At 70.4% G+C, this 18,049-nt stretch carries 15 protein-coding genes; 4 read left to right on the forward strand and 11 right to left on the reverse strand.

Annotated elements, in window-relative coordinates; all coding sequences use genetic code 11:
- Nucleotides 1-107 precede the first annotated feature (107 nt).
- Together MRBLMX7_RS03430 and metX are read left to right on the forward strand one after the other, a co-directional pair.
- On the forward strand, nucleotides 108-1,061 hold the full coding sequence (locus MRBLMX7_RS03430; protein WP_363366211.1) for an endonuclease/exonuclease/phosphatase family protein: 954 nt from the start codon (nucleotides 108-110) through the stop codon (nucleotides 1,059-1,061).
- A 63-nt stretch (nucleotides 1,062-1,124) separates the two neighbouring features.
- The gene (metX, locus tag MRBLMX7_RS03435) at nucleotides 1,125-2,333 is read left to right on the forward strand and encodes a homoserine O-acetyltransferase MetX (protein ID WP_363366212.1); all 1,209 of its coding nucleotides are present in this window, start codon (nucleotides 1,125-1,127) and stop codon (nucleotides 2,331-2,333) included.
- Between the two features lie 8 nt (nucleotides 2,334-2,341).
- Here the strand turns inward: metX and MRBLMX7_RS03440 are convergent, their stop codons facing one another.
- Genes MRBLMX7_RS03440 through MRBLMX7_RS03460 form a run of 5 tightly spaced genes read right to left on the reverse strand, consistent with a single transcriptional unit; the run spans nucleotide 2,342 to nucleotide 6,668 of the window.
- Complete coding sequence (locus tag MRBLMX7_RS03440) at nucleotides 2,342-2,968, reverse strand: NUDIX hydrolase (protein WP_363366213.1); 627 nt, start codon at nucleotides 2,966-2,968, stop codon at nucleotides 2,342-2,344.
- A gap of 52 nt (nucleotides 2,969-3,020) precedes the next feature.
- Complete coding sequence (locus tag MRBLMX7_RS03445; protein ID WP_363366214.1) at nucleotides 3,021-4,238, reverse strand: MFS transporter; 1,218 nt, start codon at nucleotides 4,236-4,238, stop codon at nucleotides 3,021-3,023.
- Between the two features lie 9 nt (nucleotides 4,239-4,247).
- Entirely contained in the window at nucleotides 4,248-4,580 is a 333-nt protein-coding gene (locus MRBLMX7_RS03450; protein ID WP_050721329.1) for a thiamine-binding protein, read from the reverse strand.
- A 4-nt stretch (nucleotides 4,581-4,584) separates the two neighbouring features.
- On the reverse strand, nucleotides 4,585-5,826 hold the full coding sequence (locus MRBLMX7_RS03455; protein WP_363366215.1) for a hypothetical protein: 1,242 nt from the start codon (nucleotides 5,824-5,826) through the stop codon (nucleotides 4,585-4,587).
- Complete coding sequence (locus tag MRBLMX7_RS03460; RefSeq protein ID WP_363366216.1) at nucleotides 5,823-6,668, reverse strand: NAD(P)H-hydrate dehydratase; 846 nt, start codon at nucleotides 6,666-6,668, stop codon at nucleotides 5,823-5,825. Before MRBLMX7_RS03460 ends, MRBLMX7_RS03455 begins: the two co-directional genes overlap by 4 nt.
- Before the next feature lie 67 nt (nucleotides 6,669-6,735).
- Here MRBLMX7_RS03460 and MRBLMX7_RS03465 point away from each other — a divergent pair, with 67 nt between their 5' ends.
- Nucleotides 6,736-7,803, forward strand: a complete 1,068-nt coding sequence (locus MRBLMX7_RS03465) for an NADH:flavin oxidoreductase/NADH oxidase (RefSeq protein WP_363366217.1) — start codon at nucleotides 6,736-6,738, stop codon at nucleotides 7,801-7,803.
- A 63-nt stretch (nucleotides 7,804-7,866) separates the two neighbouring features.
- Here the strand turns inward: MRBLMX7_RS03465 and MRBLMX7_RS03470 are convergent, their stop codons facing one another.
- The 3 genes from MRBLMX7_RS03470 to MRBLMX7_RS03480 all read right to left on the reverse strand — a co-directional run bounded on the left by MRBLMX7_RS03470 (nucleotide 7,867) and on the right by MRBLMX7_RS03480 (nucleotide 11,804).
- Nucleotides 7,867-8,928, reverse strand: coding sequence for a hemolysin family protein (locus MRBLMX7_RS03470; RefSeq protein WP_363366218.1), 1,062 nt, complete (start codon nucleotides 8,926-8,928; stop codon nucleotides 7,867-7,869).
- Nucleotides 8,925-10,241, reverse strand: a complete 1,317-nt coding sequence (locus tag MRBLMX7_RS03475) for a hemolysin family protein (RefSeq protein WP_363366219.1) — start codon at nucleotides 10,239-10,241, stop codon at nucleotides 8,925-8,927. Before MRBLMX7_RS03475 ends, MRBLMX7_RS03470 begins: the two co-directional genes overlap by 4 nt.
- A gap of 108 nt (nucleotides 10,242-10,349) precedes the next feature.
- On the reverse strand, nucleotides 10,350-11,804 hold the full coding sequence (locus MRBLMX7_RS03480) for a GuaB1 family IMP dehydrogenase-related protein (protein WP_363366220.1): 1,455 nt from the start codon (nucleotides 11,802-11,804) through the stop codon (nucleotides 10,350-10,352).
- Between the two features lie 159 nt (nucleotides 11,805-11,963).
- Between MRBLMX7_RS03480 and MRBLMX7_RS03485 the strand changes: the two genes are divergently transcribed.
- A complete protein-coding gene (locus MRBLMX7_RS03485; RefSeq protein ID WP_363366221.1) occupies nucleotides 11,964-15,659 on the forward strand; it encodes a multifunctional oxoglutarate decarboxylase/oxoglutarate dehydrogenase thiamine pyrophosphate-binding subunit/dihydrolipoyllysine-residue succinyltransferase subunit in 3,696 nt (1,231 codons plus the stop codon).
- Between the two features lie 84 nt (nucleotides 15,660-15,743).
- Here MRBLMX7_RS03485 and MRBLMX7_RS03490 read toward each other — a convergent pair whose 3' ends face one another.
- The 3 genes from MRBLMX7_RS03490 to MRBLMX7_RS03500 are packed head-to-tail and all read right to left on the reverse strand — an operon-like array spanning nucleotide 15,744 to nucleotide 18,008.
- A complete protein-coding gene (locus MRBLMX7_RS03490) occupies nucleotides 15,744-17,051 on the reverse strand; it encodes a GNAT family N-acetyltransferase (protein WP_363366222.1) in 1,308 nt (435 codons plus the stop codon).
- Nucleotides 17,052-17,103: 52 nt separating this feature from the next.
- Entirely contained in the window at nucleotides 17,104-17,349 is a 246-nt protein-coding gene (locus tag MRBLMX7_RS03495; RefSeq protein ID WP_050721337.1) for a zf-HC2 domain-containing protein, read from the reverse strand.
- Entirely contained in the window at nucleotides 17,346-18,008 is a 663-nt protein-coding gene (locus tag MRBLMX7_RS03500) for a sigma-70 family RNA polymerase sigma factor (protein WP_414685083.1), read from the reverse strand. The genes MRBLMX7_RS03495 and MRBLMX7_RS03500 overlap by 4 nt, the downstream gene beginning before the upstream one ends.
- Between the last annotated feature and the right edge of the window lie 41 nt (nucleotides 18,009-18,049).

Raw genomic sequence — 18,049 nt, forward strand, 5'->3', positions numbered from 1 at the left:
CCGCCCGGGGCGCTTCGTCGTATTCGGACGGAGCACGCGGCCGCACAGCGCTCGGCGCACGCACAGGCGTTCCGACGAGAATGGGAGGCCGCCCACGAGGAGCCCCGATGACCGTCGTCGCACACCCGCAGCCGTCCAGGTCCCGCGCGTCCCGGCCGTCCCGTCGCTCGACCACCGCCCGGGTGATCGCCGTGATCGCGCTCGTGCTCCTGCTGCTCGTGGTCGCCTCGTGGGTTCCCGGCATCGTCGGCACCGCGGCATCCGTCGCCCTCCCCTGGATCGGCCTCATCCTGCTCGCCCTCGTCGTGCTCGCTCTCGTCCGGGCGCGGCGTGTGCTGCTGCTGCTCCTGGTGCCGGTCGTCGTGTGGGCGCTCGCCATGGGCCCGTCCGCTCCCGGGTTCGCAGCGGCCACCGCCTCGGATGCGACGACACTGCAGATCGTGAGCCAGAACGTCCGCGCGCACTCCGGCGGAGCAGCTGCCTCCGCTCAGGAGCTCGCCGCGACCGGCGCCGATGTGATCGCCCTGACCGAGCTGGACGCCGAGAGCCTCGCCGCCGCGCGCGACGCCCTCGCCGGCGACTACCCCCACTCCTACGCGGTGGGCACGGTCGGCATGTGGAGCCGCTATCCGATCGGCGACGCCGAGGCCCTCACGCTCGGGCTCGATTGGAAGCGCGCGATGCGCGTCACTGTGGAGACGCCCGAGGCCGAGGTCGCGGTGTACGTCATGCATGCGGCATCCGTCCGTCCCGGCCACCAGCAGGGGCGCGACACCATGTTGTCCGGGATCGCCGACGCGGTCGCCGCCGACCCCGCATCGTCGGTCGTCGTGGTGGGCGACTTCAACGCCGCCTCGGCCGACCCCGCACTCGCCGACCTGCGTGCCAGACTCGACTGGGTGCGCCCGACCGACGGATCGCTCGGGTTCACCTGGCCCGCCGGGCTGCCGCTCACCCGCATCGACCATGTTTTCGCGCGCGGCCTCGACGTGCTGACCTCGACCACGGTCCGCGCGGGCAACAGCGACCACTTGGCGACCGTGACGAGCTTCGGTCTCTGAGCGACGCTCCCGGAGGTCCGTAACGTTCGGCATCCGAGCCGCCGCCCACGGGAGAATGGATGCATGGACTGGCAGACGACCTCGGAGGACACGGTGCCCTCGGCGCCCGTGACGGAGGCCGATGTGCGCCTTCTGCGGGCCCGACCACCGGCGACCGGCGGATGGCGAGACGGCGACCCGCTCGGCGGACGCCGGTTCGCCGCATTCGGGGCGTTCGCGACCGAGAGCGGCGCCGAACTCCCCGGCATCCGACTCGCGTTCGAGTCCTGGGGCGAGCTGAACGCCGCACGCGACAACGCGATCCTCGTGCTGCACGCGCTGACGGGCGACAGTCACGTCCGCGGCGAGGCCGGCGCGGGGCATCCCACCGCGGGATGGTGGGAGGACATCGTCGGCCCTGGCGCTCCCCTCGACACCGATCGCTGGTTCGTGATCGCCCCCAACATGCTCGGCGGATGCCAGGGTTCGACGGGCCCGGCCAGCATCGCCCCGAACGGCTACGAGTGGGCCTCGCGATTCCCGTATCTCACGATCCGCGACCAGGTCGCAGCGCAGGTACGGCTCGCCGACGCGCTCGGTATCGATACCTGGGCGGCTGTGATCGGCGGTTCGATGGGCGGGATGCACGCACTCGAATGGGGAGTGGAGCACCCCGAGCGCGTCGAGCGTCTCGCCGTGCTGTCGTCTCCCCCGGTGACGACGGCCGACCAGATCGCCCTCAACACGGTCCAGCTCGAGACCATCCGCATGGACCCGCGCTTCCAGGGCGGCGAGTACTACGACCTGGCCGACGGCGACGGGCCCCATCGCGGACTCGCCCTGGCCCGTCGCATGGCGCTGCTGAACTACCGCAGCCCGATCGAGCTCAACCAGAGGTTCCAGCGGTCGTGGCAGTCCGACGTCTCGCCCCTCGGGCACGGCGGGCGCTTCGCCGTCGAGTCGTACCTCGACTTCCACGGCAACAAGTTCACGCGGCGCTTCGACGCCAACAGCTACGTCACGCTCGTCGAGGCCATGAACTCCCACGATGTGGGGCGCGACCGCGGCGGCGTCGAGGAGGCGCTCGCACGCGTCACGGCGCGCACCCTCGTGCTGGGCATCGACAGCGATCGGCTGTTCCCGGTCGACGGACAGCACCGCATCGCCCACGGCATCCGCCACACCCTGGACGGCGCCGAGGCCGTGGTGCTGACGAGCGACTTCGGGCACGACGGCTTCCTGATCGAGACCGCCGCGGTCGGACACCATCTCGGGCGGCTGCTCGCTTCCTGAGCGATGACTCAGTCGTCGTCGCCGATGATGACGAGCCGCCACGGCAGCGAACCCGTCTCGAGCCGGAGGTCGTCCCACACGAACGCCGTGCCGTGATCGGTCTCGTGCACCTGAGTCGTGAACATCCGGGCGATGCCCGCTGACGCCAACGCCGACTCCACCGAAACCGCATCCCGCAGCTCGTGGAGGGTCATCCAGGTGGGCGGGAACAGCACCCACTCCCCCGCGGCGTGCCGCTCAAGAGCCTGAGCGGGCGTCACCCACGCGGTATCGACGACCTCGCCCTCCGAGGGCGTGAGCTCGCCGTCCGGCGCCGCGGCGAGGAAGAACCACGTGCGGATGCGCACAGGAGCCTCGACAGGAGGCTGCCACCGCGACAGCATCACGGGATCGTGAACTGCGAGACCCACCTCCTCGAAGGTCTCCCGGACGCCGGCGCGTCCCGCGTCCTCCTCCTCCGGTGCGCCGGGACGGCGATCAGAGTCCTCGACCTTGCCCCCGGGGAAGACCCACGCGCCGGCGAAGGAACCGCGCCCCGGTCGACGCAGGAGAAGCACCTCGACGCCACCGGCGCTCGGTCTCAGCAGCACGACCGTCCCGGCGACGGGAAGGTCGAGGTCGGCGGCGTCGCTCATCCCCTCACTCTACGGTTCGCCCTGCGGCGGAGGGAGGACGAGCGCTGCGCGATCAGCGGATGAGCGCGGGGCGTCGCGCCTCGACGCGGTACGACAGCAGCGCGATGATCAGGCCGGCGACGGCGAGCGCCGCACCGGTCCACGACGGCGCCGTGAATCCCCAGCCAGCCGCGATCACGGCACCGCCGAGGAAAGCACCGAGGCTGTTGCCGATGTTGAGGGCCGAGTGGTTCATGGCGGCGGCGATCGACTGGTTGTCGCCCGCGACGTCCATCAGACGCGTCTGGATCGTCGGGCTCAGCACCGAGGAGACGAAGCCCACCACCAGCACCATCAGCGCGAGCGAGACGATCCAGAACGACAGCACCGCGAGCAGCGCGAACACCACGGCCATCGTCGCGAGCCCGAACAGCAGAGTGCGTCGCAGGTCGAGGTCGGCCAGGTGCCCGCCCACGAGGTTGCCCGCCGTCATGCCGATGCCCATGAGCACGAGGACGATCGGCACGACCCACTCCGGGGACCCGGCGATCTCGGTCACGAGGGGCGCGATGTAGCTGTACACGGCGAAGAACCCGCCGAAGCCGATCGCGCCGACCCCCAGCGTGAACCACACCTGAGGGATGCGGAAGACTCCGAGCTCCTGGCGCATGGTGCGGCCGGGAGAGCCGGGGTGCTCCGGGACGAAGAACACGATGCACACGGTCGCGATCGTGAACACGAGCGCGACGACGGCGAACGCCGCTCGCCAGCCCCACAGCTGCCCGAGGAACGTGCCGAGCGGGACGCCCACGACGTTCGCGACCGTGAGACCGGTGAGGATGAAGGCGACGCCCTTGGCGCGGTTGCCCGGGCCCATGACGTCGGCGGCGATCAGAGCTCCGATGCCGAAGTAGGCGCCGTGCGGGAGCCCCGCGAGGAACCGCGAGACGCCGACGAGCTCGAACGTCGGCAGCACGACCGTGAGCGCGTTGAAGACCGTGAGGGCGATGGCGAGGCAGATGATGACGCGGTGACGCGGGAAGCGCGCGACGAAGCCCGCGATGGTCGGCGCGCCGACGACGACGCCGAGCGCGTACAGCGAGATCAGCCAGCCGGCCTGGCTCAGCGCATCCTCAGAGCTGGAGGCCCAGAGCGTCGGGAGCAGCTCGGCCGCGATGTTCGGGAGCAGGCCCATGACGACGAACTCGGTCATGCCGATGCCGAAGCTGCCGATGGCGAGAGAGAGGAGCGCCCACTTCGCCGCACCCCTCGATTCAGTCGAGGGATTCACCGGTTCAGCTTAGCGGTCTCCGGACTCGTCGATCGCCGCCTCGAGCCGCTCGATCTTGGCGTCGAGCTCTCCGGAGTAGCCGGGGCGGATGTCGGCCTTGAGCACGAGCGAGACCCGCGACCCGAACGGCATGACCGCCTCGGTGGCGCGCTTCACGACGTCCATGACCGTGTCCCAGTCCGGCCCCTCGATCTCGGTGAACATGCTCGTCGTGCGGTGCGGCAGCCCGGACTCACGGACGACGCGGACGGCGGCGGCGACGGCGTCGTGCACGGAGGCGTCGTCGCGGTCGGAGCCGTCGGCGGGGGCGCCGCTCGGCGCGACGGAGAAGGCGATCAGCATGGGGTCACTCCCTGTTCGTGGACGTGTCGGTGGCGGGGACGCGGAGCAGCGCGCGGAGGCCGACGGCGAGGAGCACGACCAGCACTGCGTTGCGCACGGTGAGGATGACGATCGGCAGCGCCTCGGCGCGCAGCAGGGCGTCGTAGTTCAGAGGGTAGACGAGGCAGGTGAGGGCGCACAGCGCCAGCACGAGGATCGCGGGCGCGGTGGCCCTCGCGCGGTCCATCACGAGCCACAGCAGTGCCGGCACGATCAGCCAGCTCTGGAACTGTGGCGAGCCGACCTTGTTCAGCACGATGAGCGTCACGACGAGCGACAGCGCGAGGGGCGGGAACAGACGGGGGACGGATGCTCCACGCATCGCCTTCCACGCACCCAGCGCGGTCAGCACGAGCGCGATGACCGCCATGAGCGGCGTGAGCACGGCGGCGACGGCATCCGCCCCTGGTGCAGCGATCTGGAAGGTGAGGATGTCGAAGCTGTACTCGATGCGCGCAGCGCCCGCCGTCGCGAGCCACAGGAACGGCGTCGCGGCGACCGCCTCGATCTGCAGGCCCCGACCGGTCTGCTCCGTCAGGAAGCCGAAGATCTCGGCATCGGCGCCGAGCAGGAACAGGACCGCGACGATCACCGCCGTGACGGCGACCGCGGTCAGGAGCATCCGCATCCGGGCCCGCGCGGCGACGAGCGCCGCGACCAGCAGCGCACCGGGCCAGATCTTGATCCAGGCTCCGATCGCCAGCAGCGCCGCAGCGACGGCGGGGCGCCGCGAGAGCCAGAGGCCGCCGATGATCGCGACCGGCACAGTGATCGCGTCGATCCGATACATCCCGATGGGGCCGAGCAGCAGGAGCGCCGCGACCCAGAACCAGGCCGCGATGCGTCGGGGTGCGGCCGGCCGCCGACCGAGGAGGACGGCGAAGGCGACCGCGTCGAGCGCGGTCACGAGCACCGCCCACGCGACCAGGTACGCGGCGGAGACACCGAAAGCCGCCACGAACGGTGCGGAGAGGATCTTGGTCGCGAGCATCGGCAGCAGCGCGAGCTGCGGATACACCCAGGTCTCCGTGACCCCGACGATCGGACCGCCCGTGAGCGCCGCCGTCGACCAGGGCTCGTAGACGAGCACGACATCGCCCATCGGCTGGCTCGGATAGATCCAGCCCATCACCGCGATGAGCGCGTGCACCGCGGCGAAGGCGACCCAGAGCAGCAGCAGGCGCAGCCCGTGGCGGCGTGCGCTCACCGGAGGAGTCCGGCGACGGCCTGCGGCAGCGACTCCGCGACGTCGAGCGCGACGATCGGATGCCCCGGCGCACCATCGTCCGCACCCGCCGCGATCCGCGCGGCCGCGCCGTGCAGCCACGCGCCGGCGGCCACCGCCTCACTCGTGCTCGCATCGGGGTTCGCGGCCAGCACGGCGCCCAGCACGCCACCGAGCACGTCTCCGGTCCCCGCTGTGGCCAGCCAGCCCGTGCCTGCCTCGACACGGATCACGGCGCCGTCGGGGTCGGCGATGACCGTCGACGCCCCCTTGAGGAGCACGACGGCGCCGAGCAGCGCGGCGACCTCGGCGGCCGATCGCTCCCGATCGGAATCGTCGGGGAGGTCGAGCCGCGTGCGCAGACGAGCGAACTCGCGCGCGTGCGGCGTGAGGACCAATGGCGCGGTGGCGTCCGGGGACGCGTCGGCCGCCAGGTCCAGAGCGCCGGCATCGACCACGACGACTGCGTCGCCGGCGAGGATGCTGCGCAGCTCCGCCTCGTCGTCGGGGCTCCGATGCGCGGCATCCGTGCCCGACCCGATCACCCATGCGCCGACGCGAGCCCCCTCGGCATGTGCGGCGACGACCGTCTCCGGACGGCGCGCGAGCACCGCGTCGGCGGCACGCCCCGGACCCACGTAGCGCACGAAACCGGCGCCGCTGCGCCACGCCGCCTCGACACCGAGCACAGCGGCACCCGGATACCCGTCCGAGCCGGTGCGAAGGCCCACGACCCCGCGCGAGTACTTGTCGTCGTCCGCATCGGGCACCCGCACGAACCGCGCGGTGTCGGCGCGGGACCAGTCGAGCGCATCCGAGGGCATGCGTCCACGTTAGCCTCCACCCGACGCCGACGACCCCCACGCGCCGTGCGCACCGTAGCGTGGGAGTGTGAGCATCCTCTTCTCCCCGCTGACCATCCGGTCCGTCACCGTCCGCAACCGCCTCTGGGTCTCCCCGATGTGCATGTACAGCGCCGTGGACGGCGTGGTGCAGGAATGGCACCACACGCACCTGGCGCAGTTCGCCTCGGGAGGCGCCGGGCTCGTGGTCGCGGAGGCGACGGCCGTCGTGCCGGAGGGGCGGATCTCCCCGCACGACGCCGGGCTGTGGAACGACGAGCAGCGCGACGCGTGGACCCCGATCGTCGCCGCCCTCCACGCGCGCGGGGCCGCCGCCGGCATCCAGCTCGCGCACGCCGGGCGCAAGGCCTCGACATGGTGGCCCTGGGCCGAACAGCGCGGCACCGTCCCCGCAGCGGACGGCGGATGGCGGACGACCGCACCCTCGGCCGTGGCCTTCGAGGGATTCGAGACGCCGGTCGCACTCGACGCAGCCGGCATCGACGCTGTGGTCGAGGGCTTCGCCACCGCGGCCCGACGAGCGGTCGATGCGGGCTTCGACGTTCTCGAGATCCACGGCGCGCACGGGTACCTGCTGCATCAGTTCCTGTCGCCGCTGTCGAACCTCCGGCACGACGAGTACGGCGGTTCGCTCGAGAACCGCGCCCGGCTGCTGCTCCGCGTCGTGGACGCCGTCCGTGCGGCGGCCGGGGACGACGTTCCCCTGTTCGTGCGCATCTCCGCCACCGACCACGCAGACGGAGGGTTCACTCCGGACGAGGCCGCGATCGTCGGCGAATGGGCGACGACGCACGGCGCCGATCTCATCGACGTCTCCAGCGGCGGACTCGTCGCGCACCAGCAGATCAGCGTGTTCCCGGGCTACCAGGTCCCGCTCGCCGAGACCGTGCGCCAGGGCGGTCGCATCCCCGTCACGGCGGTCGGTCTGATCACGGCCGCCGAGCAGGCCGAACAGGTGATCGCCGATGGCGCGGCGGACGCGATCTTCGCCGGTCGCGAATGGCTGCGCGACCCGCACTTCGCCCTGCGCGCGGCGCACGAGCTGGGTGCGGACGTCGCCTGGCCGCCCCAGTACGACCGCGCACGCTGGCGTTGACCGTGCCGAGCACGTGACGAGGCCCTCCGGATCAGCGATCCGGAGGGCCTCGTCGTATCCGTGTCAGTGCCCGCGCACGCGCCGGGTGGCGTCCTGCACCTCGCCGACGAGCTCCTCGAGGATGTCCTCCAGGAACAGCACGGCGGTCGTGCGGCCCTCCGCGTCGCGCACCTTGGCTAGGTGCCTACCTGCGCGGCGCATGACGGCCAGAGCGTCCTCGAGATCGGTCTGCTCCTGCACCGGCACCATGTGGTGGATGCGCTTGGCCGGCAGCGGCTCGAAGAGCCGCGCTTCGGCGTCGGGGCCGTCCGAGGCGCGCAGGATGTCCTTGAGGTGCACATAGCCGACCGGCACGCCCTCGCTGTCGACGATCACATAGCGCGAGAACCCGTAGCGGGCGACGGCCTTCTCGATGTCGTCCGGCGTCGCCGTCTGCGGCAGGGTGACGAGGTCGCTGAGCGGAACGGCGACGTCGCGCGCCTTCTTGTCCGTGAACTCCACGGCAGCGGCCACGGCGCCCGCGGCATCCATGAGCACGCCTTCCCTGCGGGACTGGTCCACGATCGTCGCGACCTCTCCCAGGGTGAACGTCGACGCGGCCTCGTTCTTCGGCTCGACGCGGAACAGGCGCAGCACGCCGTTCGCAGCCGCGTTGAGCACCCAGATCACCGGCATGAAAGCCTTCGACACCCACACGAGCGGCGGTGCGAGGAGCAGCACGGCGCGGTCCGGGACCGAGAACGCGAGGTTCTTGGGCACCATCTCGCCGAACACCACGTGCAGGAACGAGACGACCAGCAGTGCGATCGTGAACGACACGGTGTCGACCACGGCATCCGACCATCCGATCGCGTGCAACGGCGCCGCCAGCAGGTGGTGGATCGCCGGCTCCGACACGTTGAGGATCAGCAGCGAGCAGATCGTGATGCCGAGCTGCGAGGTCGCGAGCATGAGCGTCGCGTGCTCCATGGCGTACAGCGCGGTCTTGGCCGCGCGGGAGCCCTGCTCCGCGCGAGGCTCGATCTGCGAGCGCCGCGCCGAGATCACGGCGAACTCGGCGCCGACGAAGAACGCGTTCGCGACCAGCAGCACCACGAGCCAGGCGAGTCCCGCCCAATCGTTCATCGGGTCACCTCGCCGTCCGCGAGCTCGGGGTTCGGGACGTAGCGGATGCGGTCGACCCGCCTTCCGTCCATCCGCACGACCCGCAGGGTGCCCGTGTCGAGGGGCACCTCGTCGCCGACGCTCGGCACGCGCTCGAGCACGCTCATGACGAAGCCTCCGACCGTGTCGTACACGTCGCCCTCGGGCACGTCGACACCCGCTCGTCGACGCAGCTCGTCGGGGCGCAGTTCGCCCGGGAAGGTGATGCCGTCACGTCCTGTGACGACACCGGCCCGGGTGCGGTCGTGCTCGTCCGACACCTCGCCGACGATCTCCTCGACGAGGTCCTCGAGCGTCACGAGCCCTGCGGTGCCGCCGTACTCGTCCACGACCACCGCCAGCTGGTAGCCGCGGGCGCGAAGCTCGGCGATCATGCCGTCGACATGCGCGGTCTCGGGCACACGAAGCGGCTCGGTCGCGAGCGCCCCGGCCGGCACCTCGGCCCGACGGTCGCGCGGCACCGAGATCGCGGCCTTGAGGTGCACGACGCCCGTGATGTCGTCGAGGTCGTCGCCGTACACCGGGAAGCGGCTGTGCCCCGTGCGACGCGCGAGCTGCAGCACGTCGTCGGCCGAGTCGCTCGCGGCGATCGCGTGCATGCTCGGCCGCGCCGTCATGACGTCGGCTGCAGACAGTCGAGAGAACGTGAGCGTGCGGTCGAGGAGCGTGGCCGTGTCGGCCTCGAGCACGCCGGCCATCGCCGAACGCCGCACGAGGGACGACAGCTCTTCGGCGGTGCGGGCACCCGACAGCTCCTCCTTCGGCTCGACGCCCATGCTGCGCAGCACGCCGTTGGCCGAGCCGTTGAGCACGACCACGGCAGGCTTGAACACGGTCGTGAAGGCGACCTGGAACGGGACGACGAGCTTGGCGGTCGCGAGCGGCAGCGCGAGCGCGAAGTTCTTGGGCACCAGCTCTCCCAGGATCATCGACAGCGCCGTCGCGAGGAGCATCGCGACCACGGTGGCGAGCGGAGCGATCACCGCCTCGGGAAAACGCCACGCGACGAGCGTCGGACGCAGCAGATTCGAGAGCGCCGGCTCCATCGTGTAACCGGTCAGAAGAGTGGTCAGCGTGATCCCGAGCTGAGCCGACGACAGGTGCGTCGACGTGTGCCGGAGTGCACTGATCGTGAGGGAGAGGCGGGACTCCCCGCGGGCCTGGCGGGCCTCGACCTCAGCACGGTCGAGATTGACCAGAGCGAATTCGCTCGCGACGAACAGACCGGTGCCGACCGTGAGCAGCAGCCCCACGCCCAACAGGATGAAATCCATCAGAGTGACCCCTCACAGCGGAGAGGCGGGCGGTGGGGCGATGTACTGCAACTGGGAGGGTCGTCCATAGTGAGAAAATAATACGGGATCACGCCGTGCGCGGGGCCGTCACCAGCTCACCGGGAGCGCCTTGCCCTCCTCGTAGCCGGCGGCCGACTGCAGGCCCACGAGCGCGCGCTCGTGGAACTCCGCCACGGACGCCGCTCCTGCGTAGGTGAACGACGAGCGCACGCCCGAGGTGATCATGTCGAGCAGGTCCTCCACACCGGGACGCAGCGGGTCGAGGTAGATCTTCGATGAGGAGATCCCCTCGGCGAACAGCTCCTTGCGTGCCCGCTCGTACGCGTCGAGCCGTCCGAACCGCGCCTGCACCGCCTTGGTGGACGCCATGCCCCAGGACTCCTTGAAGAGGCGGCCGTCCGCGTCGGACTGCAGCTCGCCGGGCGCCTCGATCGTGCCGGCGAACCAGGAGCCGATCATGACGGATGCCGCTCCCGCGGCGAGCGCGAGCGCGACGTCGCGCGGATAGCGCACTCCCCCGTCCGCCCACACGTGCGCGCCCAGCTCCCGCGCGGCCTGCGCGGTCTCGAGCACGGCGGAGAACTGCGGGCGCCCGACGGCGGTCATCATGCGGGTCGTGCACATCGCCCCCGGGCCGACGCCCACCTTGAGGATCGACGCACCCGCGTCGACGAGGTCGCGCACGCCGTCGGCCGTGACGATGTTGCCCGCCACAAGAGGGATGCCGAGGCCGAGGCCGGACACGGTGCGCAGCGCATCCAGCATCCCCTCCTGGTGGCCGTGCGCGGTGTCGACCACGAGCACGTCGACGCCCGCGGCCGCGAGTGCCTTCGCCTTGGCCGCGACGTCGCCGTTGATGCCGACCGCTGCCGCGACCGCGAGGCGCCCGTCCGCGTCGAGCGCCGGCCGGTACAGAGTCGACCGCAGCGCGCTCCGTGCGCTGAGCGTGCCGACGAGGTGCCCGTGGCGGACGATCGTGACCGTCTCGACGCCCGCGTCGGTGATGACGTCGAACGCATGACGCTCCGAGCCGATGTCGTCCGCGTCGAGTGCGGGGGTGCCGGCGTGCACGAGGTCACCCAGCTGCGCGTCGGGCAGCGCCGTCGCGAGGCGCGTGGCGGGGAGAACACCGAGGATGCGCTCGACGTCGAACGGCGCGGAGCCGGTCGCCACCACGATGCCGTGACCGGGAGCCGCCGGGAGCAGACGCATCGCGTCGGCGACAGAGGCCTCGGGCGGCAGGACGATCGGAGTGTCCCAGAGCACGGGCTGCGCCTTGACGTCGCGGATCGCGGCATCCAGATCCTGCAGCGGCATGTCCTGCGGCAGCACGCCCAGTCCGCCGCGCCGTGCGAGCACGGCGGCCAGACGTGGACCGGTCACCGAGTTCATGTTCGAGGCCACCAGCGGCAGCGTTGCCGGGGTCCCGTCCTGCGGGGAGAGGTCGACCTGGAGCCGACTCGTGACGGCCGAGCGGCGAGGCACGAGGAAAACGTCCGAGTACGTCAGATCGACAGTGGGTGATGCGCCGATGAACTCCATGACTCCACGGTACTCAGATCACGCGACGAGGGTGTCGCGCCTGGACGATTGCACGTCGAAACACGTTAGGCTTGATGGTCGAGAGTGTGCGGGCCCGGACGCATCCTGACGTCCTGACGTGCACACGTGGAATTCAGCGATGAAAGAGGGCGATCGAGCGTGTCGAACCAGGTGACCGGCGTCAGCGGCGACGGGGGGTTCGGAGCCAATTCCTGGCTCGTGGAAGAGCTCTACGAGCAGTTCAAGGTGAACCGCGACTCCGTCGACAAGGAGTGGTGGCCGATCCTCGAGAAGTACCACTCCGAGGCAGGAGCCGGCGCAGTGACCCCGGCGGCGCCCGCCGCACCGGCATCGCAGCCCGCGGATGCCTCCGCCGCGCACCCGGTGACCGCCCCGATCCCCGTGATCGGCTCGCAGCCTGTCGCCCGCACCACGGCGAAGCCCGCCGCGACGGCACCCATCCCCGCCCAGGCTCCCAAGCCGGAGGCCAAGGAGACGGAGGAGGCCGCTGAGGAGGACAAGGTCACGCCTCTTCGCGGGCTGCCCAAGACCCTCGCGGCGAACATGGACGAGTCGCTCACCGTCCCGACCGCGACCAGTGTCCGCACGGTCCCCGCGAAGCTGATGATCGACAACCGCATCGTCATCAACAACCACATGTCGCGCACACGCGGCGGCAAGATCAGCTTCACGCACCTGATCGGCTGGGCGCTGATCCGCACGCTCGACGAGTTCCGCAGCCAGAACGTCTTCTACGCAGAGATCGACGGCAAGCCCTCCGTGGTCGCCCCCGCGCACGTCAACCTCGGCATCGCGATCGACCTGCCGAAGCCCGACGGCACACGCGCGCTCATGGTACCGAGCATCAAGCGCGCCGACACCATGACGTTCTCCGAGTACCTCGTCGCCTACGAGGACCTCGTCACCCGCGCCCGCAACAACAAGCTCACCGCCGCCGACTTCCAGGGCACCACGGTCTCGCTCACCAACCCGGGCGGAATCGGCACCGTCCACTCCGTGCCGCGACTCATGAAGGGCCAGGGCTGCATCATCGGCGCCGGTGCCCTCGAGTACCCCGCCGAGTTCCAGGGGGCGAGCGCGAAGACGCTCAACGAGCTCGCGATCGGCAAGACGATCACGCTCACCAGCACCTACGACCACCGCGTCATCCAGGGCGCCGGGTCCGGCGAGTTCCTCAAGAAGGTCCACGAGCTCCTGATCGGCCAGCGCGGGTTCTACGACGACATCTTCGCCGCGCTCCGCATCCCCTACGCGCCGATCCGCTGGAATCCCGACATCGCGGTCGACCTCGCCGAGCGCGTCGACAAGCAGTCCCGCGTGCAGGAGCTGATCAACTCCTACCGCGTGCGCGGCCACCTCATGGCCGACATCGACCCGCTGGAGTACCAGCAGCGCTCGCACCCCGACCTCGAGATCGAGAGCCACGGCCTCACCTTCTGGGACCTCGACCGGGAGTTCGTCACCGGCGGCTTCGGCGGTCGGCGCATCGCGAAGCTCCGCGACATCCTCGGCGTCCTGCGCGACTCGTACTGCCGCACCCTCGGCATCGAGTACATGCACATCCAGGACCCGGAGCAGCGCCGCTGGTTCCAGGAGAAGGTGGAGGTCAAGTACCAGAAGCCGGGCCACGACGAGCAGCTGCGCGTGCTGCGCAAGCTCAACGAGGCCGAGGCGTTCGAGACCTTCCTGCAGACGAAGTTCGTCGGCCAGAAGCGGTTCTCCCTCGAGGGCGGCGAGTCGCTCGTCCCTCTGCTCGACGAGATCCTGCAGGGCGCGGCGACCGCCGGGCTCGAGGGAGCGGCCATCGGCATGGCGCACCGCGGACGCCTAAACGTGCTCACGAACATCGCGGGCAAGACCTACGGCCAGGTGTTCCAGGAGTTCGAGGGCACCCAGACGCCGGGAAACCAGCGCGGCTCCGGTGACGTCAAGTACCACCTCGGCACGCAGGGCACGTTCATCGCCGACGACGAGTCGGAACTCCCCGTCTACCTCGCTGCGAACCCCTCGCACCTCGAGACCGTCGACGGCGTGCTCGAGGGCATCGTCCGCGCCAAGCAGGACCGCAAGCCGATCGGCACCTTCACCTGGCTGCCCATCCTCGTGCACGGCGACGCCGCGTTCGCAGGCCAGGGCGTGGTGGTCGAGACCCTGCAGATGTCGCAGCTGCGCGGCTACCGCACCGGCGGCACGATCCACGTGGTCGTCAACAACCAGGTCGGCTTCACGACCCTGCCGAACGACTCGCGCACCTCGGTGTACGCCACCGACGTCGCCAAGACGATCCAGGCGCCGGTGCTGCACGTGAACGGCGACGACCCCGAGGCCGTGATCCACGTCGCGCAGCTCGCGTTCGAGTACCGCGAGCGATTCCACCGCGACATCGTGATCGATCTGGTCTGCTACCGCCGCCGCGGACACAACGAGGGAGACGACCCCTCGATGACGCAGCCCCTCATGACCGACCTGATCCAGGCGAAGCGCTCGGTGCGCAAGCTGTACACCGAGTCGCTCGTGGGTCGCGGTGACATCACCGAGGAGGAGTACGACGAGGCCAAGGCCGACTTCCAGAACCGTCTGGAGATCGCGTTCGCCGAGACGCACGCCGCAGAGACGGGGGCCACCCCGGTCGTCTCCGAGCAGGCGCCGGTCGAGGAGCAGGTCGGAGCCCCCGAGGTCACCGGCGTTTCGACAGAGGTGATCCAGCTCATCGGCGACGCCTTCGTCAACAAGCCCGAGGGCTTCACGGTGCACCCGAAGCTGCAGCAGCAGCTCGAGAAGCGCCTCGACATGAGCCGCAACGGCAACATCGACTGGGGCTTCGGCGAGCTGCTGGCCTTCGGCTCGCTCCTCGTCGAGGGCACGCCCGTGCGCCTCGCCGGTCAGGACTCGCGACGCGGCACCTTCGTGCAGCGGCACGCGACCCTGCACGACCGCGCGAACGGCCAAGAGTGGCTGCCGCTGTCGAACCTCTCCGACTCTCAGGGACGCTTCTTCGTCTACGACTCGCTGCTCAGCGAGTACGCGGCGCTCGGCTTCGAGTACGGATACTCCGTCGAGGCTCCTGAGGCTCTCGTGCTCTGGGAGGCGCAGTTCGGCGACTTCGTCAACGGTGCCCAGTCGGTGATCGACGAGTACATCTCCGCGGCCGAGCAGAAGTGGGGGCAGCAGTCCAGCGTCACGCTCCTCCTCCCCCACGGCTACGAGGGCCAGGGACCCGACCACTCCTCGTCGCGGATCGAGCGCTTCCTGCAGATGTGCGCACAGGACAACATGATCGTCGCGCGTCCCTCGACCCCGGCGTCGTACTTCCACCTGCTGCGCCGCCAGGCCTACGCACGTCCGCGCAAGCCGCTCATCGTCTTCACCCCGAAGGCCATGCTGCGTCTGCGCGGCGCGACCAGCCCGGTCGAGGCGTTCACGCAGGGCCGTTTCGAGCCTGTGATCGACGACACCCGCGAACTGGACCGCAATGCCGTCAAGCGGGTGCTCGTGCACTCGGGCAAGGTCCACTGGGATCTGCGGTCCGAGCTCGAGAAGAACCCGAACCCGGAGATCGCGCTCGTGCGGCTCGAGCAGCTGTACCCGACGCCGATCGATGCCCTGAAGGCCATCACCGACACCTACCCGAACGCGGAGCTCGTGTGGGTGCAGGAGGAGCCGGAGAACCAGGGCGCATGGCCGTTCCTCGCGCTCGCCTTCGCGGACGTCCCCGGCGACCGCAGGTTCCGTCCGATCGCACGCGCCGCCTCGGCGTCTCCTGCGACGGGATCGTCCAAGGTGCACGCCGCCGAGCAGGCGGCACTGATCCGCGAAGCGGTCACGCTCGGCTGAATCCGCGCGACATGACGAAGGGCCCCGATCTCCTGATCGGGGCCCTTCGTCGTGCGGTGCCGGGGATGCGACGGTGCCGCCCGATCAGTACCAGATGTCGAGCACGGGCGCCGGCAGGCTCACGAACGCGCGGTCGAGTGCCGCGACCGTATCCGGAGTCGCTGCGATGCGCCCGGCACCGGCGAGGGATGCCGCGCGCACACCGCCCGCATAGATCGATGACAGCGCGGACACGTCGAGGTCGACATCCGGTGTGACCGCCTCGACGGATTCCACCGCGGCGGCTCCGGCGGCGTCGACCCGGAGACGCCAGTCGCCGGCGGCGAAACCGAGGGGGTCGGTCACGCGCAGCACGACGTCGAGCGGCGACATGTAGCGCCGCGCGGTCAGCGCGGCGGTCGCGTCGAGGATGCGCAGCCACCCGTGATCATGCACGGTCTGCGTCACACCACGCTGATCGAGCACGAGCCAGGGCAGAGAATCGTCGAGCGGACGCAGGTCTGCCTCGACGCGATCGACGAGGTCGTGCTGCAGCGCGAACCGCCACAGTGCGCCCGTCGCCTCCGCCGTGTCAGCGACGAGCAGGCGCACCTTCATGGTGTGGCGCCACGCGGCCTCTCCCGAGCCTTCGGCCAGCGTGTACGCCATCGCACCGCGCACCTCTCCCGAAGCGTCCCGGTAGCGCACACCGCGGACGCTCTCGCGGTCCGTGTCGGCGGGCGCGAGCCCGGACATCTGCTGCCAGCGCGCCGTCCATCCGGGGATCTGCCCCGACCTGGACCCGCGTGCGCGCTCGTGCACAGCGCCGAGCTCGGTCGCGAGCGTGTCGCGATCGATGTACTCCAGTCGGCCGGGCGCGGCCGGAGTCGCCCAGCCCGCACGGCGTGTGTCGACGGCGACCCGCGCGACGGGGATCGCCGATCCGAATCCGTAACGCCCGTAGATCGTCGCCTCTGAGACCGTGAGCCCGGCCACCGGGACGCCGGCGGCGAGCGCGGCGCGCAGCTCGCCTTCGAGCAGGGCGCGCGCGATGCCGCGACGACGATGCGTCGCGGAGACCGTGACCCCGCTGATGGCCCACATCGGAAGCTCTCCCCCGCCGGGCAGGCTGAGGGGCGTGACCCAGGAGTCGACCGTCGCGACGGGTCTGCCATCGGGTGCGCCTCGATCGAACACGCCGATGTTCCGACGGGACTCGAAGGTCGCGGTGCCGAACGCGAGCGACTCCGTGCTCTGCTCCGGTCCGAGGAAGCCTCGCGAGACGGCGCGCTGGAACGCCTCGGACTCCGCGGCGTCCGATGTGTCGATCACCCGGTAGTCGAGATCGTCTGCGGAGAGGCGATCGGCAGAAGCGGAGTCGGCGGGGATGTCGCGTGCGTCGATGAGCGTCATGCCACCACCCTACGGGTGGGCGGCGACGTCGTCGGACGGGTGGCGCTGCGGTCTAGTGCTGTGCGGCCTGAACCTCGCGCAGGCGCGCGAAGACCTGATCGCGGAGCTCCTCGGGAGCCGTCTCCTTGCACGCACGCGCCACGACCTCGGTCAGGGTCTTCGCGACCAGCGCCTCGTCCCGGCACGACGGGCAGTTCTCGAGGTGCTCGCGGATCTCGGAGTGCTCGGTCTTGCAGACCTCGTTGCGGAGATACTCCTCAAGGTCCTGGCGGGCCTTGTCGCAGCCGCAATCGCTCATTTCCTGCTCCTCGTGTCGGCCGCGGAGATTCCCCGCTCCGCGGCATAGTCGGCCAGCAGCTCCCGCAGCATCCGCCTGCCTCGATGCAGGCGGCTCATCACGGTGCCGATGGGCGTCTTCATGATGTCGGCGATCTCCTGGTAGGCGAAGCCCTCGACGTCAGCGAGGTACACCGCCAGCCGGAAGTCCTCCGGGACAGCCTGCAGCGCGTCCTTCACGACGGATGCCGGCATGTGGTCGATCGCCTCGGCCTCGGCCGAGCGGCTGTGCGAGGCCGTGGTCGACTCCGCGCCGCCGAGCTGCCAGTCCTCGAGCTCGTCGATCGTGCCCTGGAACGGCTCACGCTGCTTCTTGCGGTAGATGTTGATGTACGTGTTCGTGAGGATGCGGTACAGCCACGCTTTGAGGTTCGTGCCCTGCGAGAACGTCGACCAGGAGCCGTACGCCTTCACGAACGTCTCCTGCACGAGGTCGGCGGCATCTGCCGGGTTGCGTGTCATGCGCATGGCGGCGGCGTACAGCTGATCCATGAACGGAAGAGCCTGCTCCTCGAACTCCCGTCGAGGGTCGCTGACCGTGCTTGCGGGTGCGGTGTCATCCATCACCGGCCAGTCTAGGCCGCTGAGGTTCACGGATTCGCGTTCCAGCGTGGCGAGCATGCTCTCTCTTCCGGTCTCGAGATCGCGCCGTTCGGTCGGGC

The sequence above is a fragment of the Microbacterium sp. LMX7-1.2 genome, assembly GCF_040675935.1.
Taxonomy (GTDB): domain Bacteria; phylum Actinomycetota; class Actinomycetes; order Actinomycetales; family Microbacteriaceae; genus Microbacterium.

Bases quoted from the DNA above. Each gene is read 5' to 3' on its own strand.
- MRBLMX7_RS03450 (WP_050721329.1), bottom strand. From the start codon at position 4,580: ATGCTGATCGCCTTCTCCGTCGCGCCGAGCGGCGCCCCCGCCGACGGC.
- MRBLMX7_RS03475 (WP_363366219.1), bottom strand. From the start codon at position 10,241: ATGGATTTCATCCTGTTGGGCGTGGGGCTGCTGCTCACGGTCGGCACC.
- MRBLMX7_RS03460 (WP_363366216.1), bottom strand. From the start codon at position 6,668: ATGCCCTCGGATGCGCTCGACTGGTCCCGCGCCGACACCGCGCGGTTC.
- MRBLMX7_RS03430 (WP_363366211.1), top strand. From the start codon at position 108: ATGACCGTCGTCGCACACCCGCAGCCGTCCAGGTCCCGCGCGTCCCGG.
- MRBLMX7_RS03500 (WP_414685083.1), bottom strand. From the start codon at position 18,008: ATGCTCGCCACGCTGGAACGCGAATCCGTGAACCTCAGCGGCCTAGAC.
- MRBLMX7_RS03495 (WP_050721337.1), bottom strand. From the start codon at position 17,349: ATGAGCGATTGCGGCTGCGACAAGGCCCGCCAGGACCTTGAGGAGTAT.
- MRBLMX7_RS03470 (WP_363366218.1), bottom strand. From the start codon at position 8,928: ATGAACGATTGGGCGGGACTCGCCTGGCTCGTGGTGCTGCTGGTCGCG.
- metX (WP_363366212.1), top strand. From the start codon at position 1,125: ATGGACTGGCAGACGACCTCGGAGGACACGGTGCCCTCGGCGCCCGTG.
- MRBLMX7_RS03440 (WP_363366213.1), bottom strand. From the start codon at position 2,968: ATGAGCGACGCCGCCGACCTCGACCTTCCCGTCGCCGGGACGGTCGTG.
- MRBLMX7_RS03490 (WP_363366222.1), bottom strand. From the start codon at position 17,051: ATGACGCTCATCGACGCACGCGACATCCCCGCCGACTCCGCTTCTGCC.
- MRBLMX7_RS03480 (WP_363366220.1), bottom strand. From the start codon at position 11,804: ATGGAGTTCATCGGCGCATCACCCACTGTCGATCTGACGTACTCGGAC.